General features: G+C 60.5%; 12 protein-coding genes. All 12 read left to right on the top strand.

Annotated elements, in window-relative coordinates; all coding sequences use genetic code 11:
* Nucleotides 1–22 precede the first annotated feature (22 nt).
* Nucleotides 23–268 carry a DUF2789 domain-containing protein gene (locus tag AOA62_RS20780; RefSeq protein WP_099549581.1) on the top strand — a complete coding sequence of 82 codons (246 nt, stop codon included), beginning with the start codon at nt 23–25 and terminating at the stop codon, nt 266–268.
* A gap of 239 nt (nt 269–507) precedes the next feature.
* Entirely contained in the window at nt 508–1,161 is a 654-nt protein-coding gene (locus tag AOA62_RS20775) for a hypothetical protein (protein WP_099549580.1), read from the top strand.
* Nucleotides 1,158–1,595 carry a hypothetical protein gene (locus AOA62_RS20770; protein WP_099549579.1) on the top strand — a complete coding sequence of 146 codons (438 nt, stop codon included), beginning with the start codon at nt 1,158–1,160 and terminating at the stop codon, nt 1,593–1,595. The genes AOA62_RS20775 and AOA62_RS20770 overlap by 4 nt, the downstream gene beginning before the upstream one ends.
* Before the next feature lie 138 nt (nt 1,596–1,733).
* The gene (locus AOA62_RS31515; protein WP_143521893.1) at nt 1,734–2,147 is read left to right on the top strand and encodes a hypothetical protein; all 414 of its coding nucleotides are present in this window, start codon (nt 1,734–1,736) and stop codon (nt 2,145–2,147) included.
* Nucleotides 2,148–2,439: 292 nt separating this feature from the next.
* Nucleotides 2,440–2,856 carry a MarR family winged helix-turn-helix transcriptional regulator gene (locus tag AOA62_RS20755; protein ID WP_017136599.1) on the top strand — a complete coding sequence of 139 codons (417 nt, stop codon included), beginning with the start codon at nt 2,440–2,442 and terminating at the stop codon, nt 2,854–2,856.
* Complete coding sequence (locus tag AOA62_RS20750; protein WP_099549576.1) at nt 2,853–4,931, top strand: FUSC family protein; 2,079 nt, start codon at nt 2,853–2,855, stop codon at nt 4,929–4,931. The genes AOA62_RS20755 and AOA62_RS20750 overlap by 4 nt, the downstream gene beginning before the upstream one ends.
* Nucleotides 4,928–5,137, top strand: a complete 210-nt coding sequence (locus AOA62_RS20745; protein ID WP_016969155.1) for a DUF1656 domain-containing protein — start codon at nt 4,928–4,930, stop codon at nt 5,135–5,137. Before AOA62_RS20750 ends, AOA62_RS20745 begins: the two co-directional genes overlap by 4 nt.
* Nucleotides 5,134–6,024, top strand: a complete 891-nt coding sequence (locus AOA62_RS20740) for an efflux RND transporter periplasmic adaptor subunit (protein WP_017136597.1) — start codon at nt 5,134–5,136, stop codon at nt 6,022–6,024. The genes AOA62_RS20745 and AOA62_RS20740 overlap by 4 nt, the downstream gene beginning before the upstream one ends.
* Nucleotides 6,021–7,463, top strand: coding sequence for an efflux transporter outer membrane subunit (locus AOA62_RS20735; protein WP_099549575.1), 1,443 nt, complete (start codon nt 6,021–6,023; stop codon nt 7,461–7,463). The genes AOA62_RS20740 and AOA62_RS20735 overlap by 4 nt, the downstream gene beginning before the upstream one ends.
* Before the next feature lie 80 nt (nt 7,464–7,543).
* A complete protein-coding gene (locus AOA62_RS20730) occupies nt 7,544–8,176 on the top strand; it encodes a hypothetical protein (RefSeq protein WP_026013660.1) in 633 nt (210 codons plus the stop codon).
* A 147-nt stretch (nt 8,177–8,323) separates the two neighbouring features.
* Complete coding sequence (locus tag AOA62_RS20725; protein WP_017136594.1) at nt 8,324–9,820, top strand: YdgA family protein; 1,497 nt, start codon at nt 8,324–8,326, stop codon at nt 9,818–9,820.
* A gap of 297 nt (nt 9,821–10,117) precedes the next feature.
* Nucleotides 10,118–12,598 (top strand): poly-beta-1,6 N-acetyl-D-glucosamine export porin PgaA, encoded by a 2,481-nt coding sequence (pgaA, locus tag AOA62_RS20720; protein ID WP_099549574.1) that lies wholly within the window; start codon nt 10,118–10,120, stop codon nt 12,596–12,598.
* Nucleotides 12,599–12,607 lie beyond the last annotated feature (9 nt).

The raw sequence follows: 12,607 nt of genomic DNA, 5'->3' as shown, positions 1-12,607 counted from the left end.
TCTTCTTGACCTGGAGTTCGCCATGGAATCGCCTGTGCACAGCTTGCCATCACTGTTCAAACAGCTCGGGCTGCCGGATGACCCGGCCAGTATTGAGAAGTTTGTGGCAGTGCATTCGCCGCTAAAGCCGGAATTACATCTCGCGGATGCGTTCTTTTGGACGCCCGGCCAGAAGGCGTTTTTACGCGAAGAAATTCTCGACGATGCGGATTGGGCTGAAGTGGTGGATGAGCTGAATCTGTTACTGCGGGAAGGGCGCGGCGTGTAAAAAATGTGGGAGCTGGCTTGCCTGCGATGGCGGTGGTTCAGTCAACATCGACCTCGACTGATCTACCGCTATCGCAGGCAAGCCAGCTCCCACAGGTGTTTTGTCTGATTGTTCCCATGCTCCTCGTGAGAAGTGGGACAGCTTGGGAAGTTTCCTATTGGTTAAACAGAAGCGGACGATAGTCGCCAGAATGAGGAGCCCGCTATTTACAGACGCTGATTTCCTTTTATGGCCACGTCATGCAGCGTCTGATCCCTCACAAAGAAATTGAAAACTATGATCTCACCAAAATCGAAACCCCCTACTTTGCTGGTATCAAGGTAAGGGAGTTCTTTCGCGCGCCTTATGCATTGCAGGGGCTGTGCGAGCTGCTAGCCGAGTGCAATGTTTCTCCTGTTCGGTGTTCAGGGGATAACGATCAGCGCCGAGTTTTGGACAAGTTGGCGTCCGGTGATTGGCTGTTCGTAATGGACAGGCCTTTTCTTCCTTTAAGTCGAGAATGCCGTGTTAAGTATGGGCATTTGATGGGGCGCCGACTTTATGTCGGGCCTGGTAAATGGGAAAAGGTAAGTATCGATTACGATGGGGTTAAAAATACTGCAATCCTGGCCGCAAACCGGCTGGCATCTATGGGTGACGAAGGACGAATGTTCTTATCCGACGGGAAAGATCTTGCGAACACCACCAGGGTCATGACGCAGCGCTGGGTCCGCTTGGATAGTCGTGATGACCAGCTCACCCACAGATCGGTTGAGCGCCGATACGGGGAGCTGCGGCAAATCAAGCAACGCTATCTGGAGGGAGATGACAATTGGCAACAGGGTGGGAAATCCTGGCATTGGCAGCCTGTGACACCGGACACAGCGTATGAATACAAGGATGCCAAACAGTGACGCGCAAGCAGGTCTTTTGGTTTTGGGGAGCGATGGATGCCATCTATCTGGTTCGCTATTGGGTCACCAGTGCGGTGGAGGGGCGAGTTCCTTACTTGAGCGATATCGAGAGCGCATTATGGGTTTTGCGTGACCACAGCGTGCTGCAGATTTACACCTTTGGCTTTGTCATGTTGCTGCAGATCTCGATAGTAGCGTCCTGTTTTTTATTTCTTCTCAGTAGTCAAAAGGTCCGCTGGCTTGTTTACCTTCAAACCCCGTTACGGTTAGTTTTTTTCATCCCTTCAGTTGCTCTTCTGCTTATAGGCGCTCAGTTAGTCCCAGGCTACAGCGTGGTGGTGATGGCGGTGCTAGTCGTCGCGTCCGAGGCCATGAAGGTTTGGAGCGTCTGGCGATGGGGCAAGAAATCTGACGTTTCCAGCAGTCGGCGTTAGTCGATAAGCCAGTTGCACAGCTTCAACCATCCCCCCTATAGTTCGCCCCGTCGCCGCACATCGGCGATCGGATTTGGCGATCCGCATTCTATGACGCGTTACAGCGCTCTAACTCCGTGTTCTCCGCTTGGCGGATACATGAGTTCTATGGCGGCTGTGCGCGGGAGATCTTCGGATCTGCCGGGTTTCATAGATAACCGGTTCGCCAACCTGCGTACAGCTGCCACCCATACTCGTTTGGCGACGGGGACGGGTGGTCAAAATCTTATCTATGAGGCTTTATCGATGGACCAATACAAACCGCTTCAAACCAATCCCACCGGCGTTCCCGTTCTGGCATTCAACACGTTTGCGCCCTCGCACCTGCTCCATGAAACAGCCCGCAGCCGCGTGCGTATCGGCACCGAGCTGTTGGAAACGCTCAGCGCCAAAACGGACAGCAAGAACCTTCATCACCTCGTCACCGCAGCACTGGTTTCGTTGCGCGATGGCTTGGACATGATGGGCGAAATCCAGCGCCGCTTGGATGCTCAGGCCGAACAGCCAGTCTGAGGCCAACACGGGTCCAAAATGTGGGAGCTGGCTTGCCTGCGATGGCGGTGGTTCAGTCAACATCGACCTCGACTGATCTACCGCTATCGCAGGCAAGCCAGCTCCCACAAGTGTTTTGTTCTGCCGCAAATCTAACGTTCTCGCTCAAACGCGCTTTACTTACCCACAAACCCACCATCCATCACAAAAGTGTTTCAAAACTTGACGGCTTTGGATCCATCCACCATATTGATAGTTAGCAAACTAACTGTATGCGAACAATCCAGTGTCCCAAACCCTCGAACAGCTCCATATGAACCTCAGCAGCAGCATGGTGGTGGGCGCCCGTAACTGGCGCAAAATCTGCCAGACCACGCTGGTGAGCTATGGTATTTCCGAAGCCTGCGCCGTGCCGCTGTTGATGATCGGCCGCTTGGGCGACGGTGTGCACCAGGTGAAAGTAGCCCAGGCATCCGGCATGGAAAGCCCGTCGTTGGTGCGCCTGCTTGATCGTCTGTGCCATGACGGTTACGTGTGCCGTACCGAAGACGTCCATGACCGTCGCGCCAAGGCCTTGAGCCTCACCGAGCGCGGCCGCGAGTTGGTGCAGGCGGTGGAAGTGCAACTGGTGCGCCTGCGCCAGGAAGTGCTGGCGGACATCGCCCACGGCGACCTTGAAGCGGCGTTGCGTGTACTGCAGGCCTTCGAGGCGGCTGAGGCGACCTCTTGAACGGATTTTTTACCGGCATGCCGCCGGCCCGCGACTGGTTCTACGGCGTGCGCACCTTCGCCGCTTCGATGATCGCCCTGTACATCGCCATGCTTATGCAAATGCCGCGTCCGTATTGGGCGATGGCCACGGTGTATATCGTCTCCAGCCCGTTTGTCGGCCCTACCAGCTCCAAAGCGTTGTACCGCGCCATCGGCACCTTCATGGGCGCGGCGGCGGCGGTGTTTTTTGTGCCGATGTTTATTCAGATGCCGTACCTGCTGGTGGTGATCATTGCGCTGTGGACCGGCACCTTGTTGTTTTTGTCTTTGCACCTGCGTACCGCCAACAGCTACGCGCTGATGTTGGCCGGCTACACCTTGCCGCTGATCGCCTTGCCGGTAGTGGATAACCCGCTGGCGGTGTGGGATGTGGCCGAAGCGCGTACCGAAGAGATTTTCCTCGGCATTGCTGTGGCCGCCGTAGTAGGCGCAATGTTCTGGCCGCGGCGCCTGATGCCGGTGTTTGATGGCTCGGTGGCCAAGTGGTTTGCCGACGCCCAGGTCTATAGCCAGCGCTTTCTGACCCGTAACGTTGCGCCCGAAGAAATCAGCACCTTGCGCGGCGGCATGGTCGCCACCTTCAACACCCTGGAACTGATGATCGGCCAGTTGCCCCACGAAGGCGCTCGGCCACAGACGGTGCGCAACACCAAGGAACTGCGCGGGCGCATGATTCACCTGCTGCCGGTGATCGACGCGCTGGACGATGCGGTCTACGCGATCGAACACCGCGCCCCCGAGTTTCTCGACCGGTTCACGCCGTTGCTGCAAGACGCCAACGCCTGGCTGGAGAGCACCACCGAGCAAGCACCGCTGGAACGCTGGCGCGTGTTGCGCGACAAGATCGACGCCGCGCAGCCACAGGGCGAAGCACTGGACGACCGCCACACGCTGCTGTTCTCCAACGCCCTGTATCGCCTCGGCGAATGGGTCGACCTGTGGCAAGACTGCCGCAGCCTGCAGGCCGCCATCCAGTGCGAAAGCCAGGACACCTGGCGCGCCGTCTACCGCCATTGGCGCCTGGGCCGGCTCACGCCGTTCCTCGACCGTGGCCTGATGTTCTACTCGGCGTTTTCCACCGTTACCGCGATCATTGTCGCCTCGGTGCTGTGGATTCTCCTGGGCTGGACCGACGGCGGCAGCGCAGTGATTCTGGCTGCCGTGGCCTGCAGCTTTTTTGCCTCCATGGACGACCCGGCGCCGCAGATCTACCGGTTCTTTTTCTGGACTGCCATGTCGGTGCTGTTTGCCAGCCTGTATCTGTTTCTGGTGCTGCCCAACCTGCATGATTTCCCCATGCTGGTGTTGGCGTTTGCCGTGCCGTTTATCTGCATCGGCACGCTCACGGTGCAGCCGCGTTTTTACCTGGGCATGCTGCTGACGCTGGTGAACACCTCCTCGTTTATCAGCATCCAGGGCGCCTACGACGCGGACTTCCTCAACTTCGCCAACGTCAACCTGGCCGGGCCGGTGGGCTTGCTGTTCGCCTTTGTGTGGACGCTGGTCGCACGGCCGTTCGGCGCCGAACTGGCGGCCAAGCGCCTGACGCGTTTCAGCTGGCGCGACATCGTAACGCTCACCGAGCCTGCAACCCTGGCCGAACACCGCCACATGGCTGTGCAAATGCTCGACCGCCTGATGCAGCACCTGCCGCGCCTGGGCCTGATCGGCCAGGACACCGGCAGCGCCCTGCGCGATTTGCGCGTGGCGCTGAACCTGCTTGACCTGTTGGCCTACGCGCCACGCATCTACGGCGTGCCACGGGTGCTGCTCAACCAAGTGGTGGAAGGCGTGGGCGGTTACTTCAAGGCCTGCCTTAAAGCCGGTGAACGCTTGCCCGCGCCCAGCGGTCTGCTGATGACCCTCGACCGCACGCGCCGCGCCCTCAACGGGCAAGGCCTGCAAGACGAAGATGACACCCGCCTGCATCTGCTGCACGCACTGGCCGGCCTGCGCCTGTCGTTGCTGCCCGGCGTGGAATTTATTGGCGGCACCGAAATGCAAGCGCCGCTGCCTGATGGAGCGCCTTTATGATCGGTGATCTGGATATCAGCGGGGTGTTCCTGCCCACGCTGCTGGTGCTGATGGGCATTACGTATGTGTTGTTTCTGGTGGTGCACGGGTTGTTGACGCGCATTCACTTCTATCGCCTGGTCTGGCACCGGGCATTGTTCAATGTGGGGCTCTACGCGCTGTTACTGGGCGCCGTGGACTCACTCAGTCGATACCTCATGACATGAAAAAACCTTTTTTGACCATCGGCCGTGTCGTCCTGACGTTATTGATAGTGACCTTCGCTGTCGTCGTTGTGTGGCGCATGGTCATGTACTACATGTTTGCGCCCTGGACCCGTGACGGGCATATCCGTGCCGACATCGTGCAGATCGCCCCGGACGTGTCCGGGCTGATCCAGCAAGTCGACGTGCGCGACAACCAGTTGGTGACCAAGGGCCAGGTGCTGTTCGCCGTCGACCAGGACCGCTTTAAGCTGGCGCTGCGTCAAGCCCAGGCCGCCGTGGCCGACCGCCAGGAAACCCTGGCCCAGGCCAACCGCGAGTACAAGCGCAACCGTGGTTTGGGCAACCTGGTGCCGAGCGAACAACTGGAAGAAAGCCAGTCGCGCGTGGCCCGTGCCCAATCGGCCCTGGCCGAGGCGCAAGTGGCCGTGGACGCCGCCCAGCTCAACCTTGACCGCTCGGTGATCCGCAGCCCCGTGGACGGTTACGTCAACGACCGTGCACCGCGCAACCAGGAATTCGTCACCGCCGGGCGCCCGGTGCTGTCGGTGGTGGACAGCAACTCCTTCCACATCGACGGTTATTTCGAAGAGACCAAGCTCGACGGTATCCACGTCGGCATGGCCGTGGATATCCGCGTGATCGGCGACAACGCCCGTCTGCGTGGCCATGTGCAGAGCATCGTCGCCGGTATCGAAGACCGCGACCGCACCAGCGGCTCCAACCTGCTGCCTAACGTCAACCCGGCGTTCAGCTGGGTGCGCCTGGCCCAGCGGATTCCGGTGCGTATTGCCTTTGATGATGTGCCGGCGGACTTTCGTATGATCGCCGGACGCACGGCCACGGTGTCGATCATCGGCGATAAGGTCAAAGACGGAGAAAAACCATGAAGCAGCTGCTGGCAACCGCTGCGCTGGGTTTGCTGCTGTCGGCCTGCCAAGTGGTAGGCCCGGATTACAAGCTGCCGGACACGTCCGCCATCAACCGTGGCGACCTGCAAGGGCAGCTCGCGGGCGAGGGCAACAACGTGGTGTCGGCGCCGGTGCCGGCCGATTGGTGGAAGCTGTACAACGACCCGCGCCTGGATGAGCTGGTGCGCCAGGCCATGGCCTCCAACACCGATTTGCGCGTGGCTGCCGCCAACCTGCAACGCGCGCGTTTCCAGACCCAAGAGGCTGAATCCGCAGGCGGTTGGAGTGCTGGCGCCAAGGCGGAAGCCCAGCGCCTGCAGGAATCGGGCGAAGCGTTTTTGCTGACGGAAAAAGTCCCGGTGGCCAACATCGGCAGCGCCAGCATCAGCACGTCCTACCAGTTTGACCTGTTCGGCACCTTGCAGCGTGGCATCGAGAGTGCCCAGGCCAGCACCGACGCGGCCCAGGCCGCCGCCGATATTGCGCGCATCACCCTGGTGGCAGATGTGGTGCGCTCCTACACCCAGGTGTGTGCGGCCAATGAAGAGCTGGCGATTGCCAATGAGTCCCTCGACCTGCAAGGCCAGAGCACCAAGCTCACCCAGCGCCTGCGCGACGCCGGGCGCGGTGACGAAACCCAGGTGACCCGCTCGCAGACCCAATACAAATCCTTGCGCGCCGAGATCCCGCGCTATCAAGCATCGCGTCAGGCGGGTTTGTTCCGCTTGTCGATGCTGCTGGCCAAACCGGTGGACCAACTGCCCGCAGGCACCGGCACCTGCGCCGAGCTGCCGCATATCGCCCAATTGCTGCCCGTGGGCGACGGCGCAGCACTGCTCAAGCGCCGCCCCGACGTGCGCCAGGCCGAACGCCAACTGGCGGCTGCCACCGCCCGTATCGGCGTGGCCACCGGCGCGTTGTACCCGGACATCAGCATCGGCGCCACGGTGGGCACGGTCGGCATTCTTGACGACCTCGGCACACCAGCGACCAATCGCTGGGGCTTTGGCCCGCTGATCAGCTGGACTGTACCGACCAACGGCGCGCGTGCACGTATCCACGAAGCCGAAGCCGCGACCCAGGGCGCCCTGGCGCACTTTGATGGCGTGGTGCTCAATGCCATCCGCGAAACCCAGACCGGCCTTGCGCAATACACCGCGCAACTGCAACGCCGCGACGCCCTGGCCGACGCCGGTGCGTCCGCCAAGGAAGCCTCGGAGCAGACGCACCGCTTCTTCCAGGCCGGCCGTGCCTCGTTCCTGGCCGACCTGCAGGCCACTCGCACCTACACCGATGTACGTGCACAGCTGGCAGCGGCCAACACGCAAGTTGCCATGAGCCAGATCGATCTGTTCCTGGCCTTGGGCGGCGGTTGGGAAAGCGGACGAACGCAGGCGTCACAACCCGGCAAACCCTGAGCGAAAAGCTATGCTTTGACAGGCGGGCCACCGTGAGGCCCGTCTGACAAAGTTCGCGTTTGCTCATGGGGATTCCAATAATGAAAAACCCTTATGCTCCCGCTTTCTGGTGCGTGCTTTTCGCACTGGTGTTGCTATCGGCTGCCTATTTCTACGGCGTCATGCTTGCCCACCAACTCGACAAGGCCATGGTGTTTCTCGATAGCGCCTGTCTGGTGATCGGCACGTTGTCCATCGGCGTGGTGGCCTGGGCGTCCTATCAAAATCAACGGGTGAAAAAAAAGCTGCTTCAACAAGGCAAGACCCGCGTGGCGATCTGGGACACCAAGGTTGCTCTGCGCCGCGTCGAAACCGTGTTCGACCGCTATTTCTGGGGCAGCTACTGGCAGCCCGGGCGTACTTTCCAGGAAGTCATGGGCGAGCTCACCGGCACGCCGCTGGAAAAAAGCCTCGAGGCCCTGAAAAAACAATGTGTGCTGCTCGACCAACAGGTCGCCGACGGTAGGCATTGGCTCAATAACGCCCGGGAATTGTCCGACGTGGCTACGCAAATGGCGCGGGAACGCTACCAGCTGGACTTCTGCGACCCCAAGGCCGATACCCCCAGCAACACAGTGATACACCGCGAGTTTGAGGTGTTGGTGTACACCTGGACCGCACGCTTGAAGAGTTTCGATCACCAACTCGATGAGGTTGAATTGGAATACTCGTGAACCAACCGCTGACCTGACCCCTCTGAAAAGCTGGGCCGTTATCGGCCGCCAGTGCTAATCTTCCCCCGTTTTCGGCGGGCTTGAGCCAACCCCTTCGGGGTTCAAGGAAGACAGCCCACTTCTCACAGGATTTGATCAGGTCACTTCATGAATAAGCCAGCAGTTGTTTTCTTGGGTTTCGTTGTCGCCGTCGGCGCCATTAGTGCAGGCGGCGCCTGGTACACCGGTAAGCAACTGGAGCCGGTGCTGCAAACCGCCATCCAGAACGCCAACAAAGAACTGCAGACCTCTATGGCCGGCGTCGATGGCACGGTGAACCTGGAGCTGGTGTCCCTGGATCGTGGCCTGTTCAGCAGCACCGCGCACTACCGCCTCAAAGGCCAAGGCAGCGTGTTCGGTGAAGAAAACCCGAACCCTGAGCTGTTGTTCGTCGACCATATCGAACACGGCCCGCTGCCGTTCTCGCGCCTGGTGACGCTGAAGTGGCTGCCGGTCATGGCCACCAGTCACTATGCGCTGGAAAAGAACGCCACCACCGAAAAATGGTTCGCCGCCAGCAAAGACGTGTCGCCGCTCAAGGGCGTGGCCAATATCGGCTACAACCGCTCGGTCGACGGCAACGTCGAATTGCTGCCGCTGGACATCAAGGACGACAAGTCTTCGGTGAGCTTCTCGGGCGCCAACCTGGACTTCGACAGCAGCGCCGAAGGCCAGAAGGTCAAGGCCAGCGGCTACATGAACAGCCTCAAGGTTGCCGTGATCGACGCCAATGGCCAGCCGCTTGAAGCCGAACTGTCCGGCCTGACCGTGGCCAGCAACCTGGAAAAATCCACCTTCGGTTTCTACACCGGGCAAAACACCGTTGAGCTGACCGACACAAAAGTCACCTTCGGCCCGCAGAAAGCCGTGCTGACCCTCAAGGGCTTCGAGCAAAAAGACACCAGCGAAACCAAGGACAACAACCTGGCAGGCCGCGTTGACTACAAGATCGACGAAATCGGCTACCAGGGTAAACCTGTAGGTTCGGCCGCCATGGCCCTGAGCATGAAGAACATCGACATCCCGGCGATGCTGGTGCTGACCAAGCTCTACCAGGACAAGATGCAGCCGGTGCAAGCCGCCGCGGCTGCCGGCCAACCGGTGCCTGAGCTGCAACTGACCGAAGCCGAGCAGACCCTGGCCGAGGCCAACGTCAACCAGGTGCTGGCCGCCAAGCCGCAAGTGGCAGTGGAAAACCTGTCGCTGAAAACCACCCACGGTGAAAGCAAATTCAACCTGGTGGTAGACCTGACCAAACCCACCTCGATGGAATTGCCACCGGTTGAGCTGGGCAAGCAGGTTATCGCGCTGCTGGATGCCAACCTGACCCTGTCCAAGCCGATGATCGGCGACGTCGCTGCCCTGCAAGCGGAAGTGGGCGGTGTGACCGACCCTAAAGCCATCGAACAGCAATCACAGATGGCGGCCGAGATGGTCAGTGGCATGGCCGTTGGTACTCAGTTGGCAACCCTGGTGGGTACTGACGTGGTTTCCAAGCTGCACTACGCCAACAACGAAGTGACGTTTAATGGCCAGAAGATGACCGTGGAGCAATTCATTGGCTTTGTGATGGCCAAAGCGGGTGCGGTCAGCGGCGCGCAGTAAGATTTCTTACATCGGTAAGAAATAAATATTGGAGGCGTGGGTTTACCTGAAGCGGCAGTCAAACAACCGGCATACAGGCCGGCTGTGGCTGCTTAGCTCAGGCAAGCCTTGGCCTCCATTGGTTTTTCTGCGGTTGGATAATTCTGAACAATTGTTCTGATTTGGGCATTTCCCTACTTTCCTAAGAGATAGTTCCTACAGGAAAGCTAGGCCGGGTCACGAGACGCCGGCACCCTGATGCGTTTTGCTCAGGACCACCTATCGTTATAGCTTTCCGTGTGTAAGGAAGCTCACGATATGCTGCGAACACTACCCACCAGTGCTTCAGGCCGGTTGCGCCTGCTCGTTGGGGCCGCCTTATGCAGCCAATTGCTGACGCCCAGCCTTGCCTTCGCCGACCCAGCCTATGACGCGCTGATTATCCAGGCGCGTAACGGCAACTTCACTCCCGCGCTGACCCAATTGCGCCAACTGCCGCCTGAACGCCAGACACCTGGCCAGATCAGCGATCACCTGGTGATTGCCGGTTGGGCAGGGCAAGACGCCGAAGTGTTGAAGGTCTACGAGGCCCAAGGCAAAAATCGTAACCTCACCACCCAGGCGCTGGCCACGGTGGCGCGCACTTATCGCAACCAAAAGCAGTGGCCGCAGGCTCTGGCGGTTTATCAGCAAGCGCTGGTGCGTGAGCCGGGCAATGTCGACCTGCAGCTGGGCCAGGCGCTGACCCAGGCCGACGGCGGCCAGGCCACGACGGCCGTGCAGCGCTTGCGCGCACTGGTGGCGGCGCAACCCAATGACCCCAACCGCCGCATGGCCCTGGGTTATGCGCTGACCCGCGCAGGCTTGAACTACGACGCCTTGTTCGAGTTCGACCAAGCCTTTACTCGCGCCGGTGACAAGCCTGAAGTGGTCCGCGAATACATCGTCGCCCTGCAAAAGGCCCGCCTGCCGGAGCCGGCGCTGCGCCTGTCGGCCAAACATCCGGGCCTGCTCGACGCGGTGACCCAGCGTCGCCTCGAAGGTGACCTCGCCGCCGAGCGCGTACGCATGGCCGAGTTCGCCACCCGCACCGAAAAAGAACGCTACGTGGTTGCCGACCGCGCCCTCAATGACTACGACAAACTGCTCGCGCGCTGGACCCCGGACCCAAGTGCCCATGATGATGTGGTGCGCTGGCGCATCGACCGCCTGGGTGCCCTCAAGGCGCGGGCACGCACCGCCGATGTGATCCGCGACTACGAAACCCTCAAGGGCGAAGGCGTGCAATTGCCGACCTATGCCCTGCGTTGGGTCGCCGCGTCTTACCTCGACCAGCGCTTGCCGGAAAAAGCCGAGCCGTTGTACCGCGAGGTGATCAGCGCTGCCGATGCCGAACCCGATGATCGGGTCGAAGACACCACGGCCTTGTTCTACACCTTGCAGGAAAGCGACAAAGGCGCCGATGCGCGCGAAGTCGCCAACAGCCTCGCCACCAGCCAGAAACCTCGAGTCGAACTCAAGGGCTTGCCCATTGGTAACCCCAACGACGCCTGGATGGACGCGCAACAGCTGTCGGCCCAGGCCGGCGTCTACGGCGGTGACCTGCCGGGCAGCGAAGCCGGCCTGGACGCGTTGGTGGCCAAAGCTCCCGGCAATGTCGGCTTGCGCCTGGCCCAGGCCGACATGTACCGCGCCCGCGACCTGCCACGCCGCGCCGAGGGCATCCTCAAGGAAACCGAAGCCCAGACCCCGCGGGATATCGGCCTGGAAGTCAGCCAGGCCTACACTGCCATGGACCTGCAGGAATGGCGGCAAATGGACGTGCTCACCGATGACGTGCTGGCCCGCAACCCGGACAGCCGCCAAGTGCAGCGCCTGAGCCGTCTGCGGGATGTACACGACATGGCCGAGCTGCGCGTGGAGGCCTACACCGGAAAAAGCTACGGCGGCGGCAATAACAACAACGCCGGCGCAGTGGCCGGCAGCCGTGACTGGGGCATCGAAAGCGTGCTCTACACGCCGCCTATCGATGAAGACTGGCGCCTGTTCGCCGGTGCCGGCTACGCCACCGCCGATTTCAGTGAAGGCACCGGCCAACACCGTTGGCAGCGCGTCGGTGTGGAGCGTCGCACCCGCGACATGACCCTGGAAGCCGAAGTGTCCAACCACTCCTACGGCTATGGCTCCAAGCAGGGTGCGGCCGTGTCGATTGCCCGCGACATCAACGACAACTGGCAGTACGGCGGCAGCCTCGGCTACCTGCTGACTACCACGCCGCTGCGAGCGTTGAATGCCGATGTCACCGCCAACGGCGGCAGTGGCTTTATTCGCTGGCGCGCGAATGAAAGCCGCGAGTGGAAACTGGCCCTGAGCCCGTCCCACTTCAGCGATGGCAACAACCGCTTCGAAGCCGTACTGACTGGCCGCGAGGGCATCTACAGCGCGCCCGGCGTGCAGGTAGACCTGGGCCTGGAAGTCGGCACCAGCCACAACACCAAAGAAGACACGGTGTACTTCAACCCCAAATCCGACTTCACCGTGTTGCCCACGGTCACGGTCAATCATGTGCTCTATCACCGCTACGAGACTCAGTGGAGTCAGCAGTTCCAGCTCGGTGCAGGTACGTACAGCCAACGGGATTATTCCACCGGTGGCGTCGGTTTGATCGGCTATGGCCAACGTTTTCGCTGGAACGATGTACTGGACGTGGGCGCCAACCTGAGCCTGATCAGCCGACCTTATGACGGTGATCGCGAACGCGATCTGCGCTTGCTCGTCGACCTCACTTACCGTTTCTAAAAGAGCCTG

The sequence above is a fragment of the Pseudomonas sp. 2995-3 genome (assembly GCF_002742565.1).
GTDB classification, from domain to species: domain Bacteria; phylum Pseudomonadota; class Gammaproteobacteria; order Pseudomonadales; family Pseudomonadaceae; genus Aquipseudomonas; species Aquipseudomonas edaphica.
Note: the sequence above shows the minus strand (reverse complement) of the source record. Positions and strands in the feature narration are given on the sequence as shown.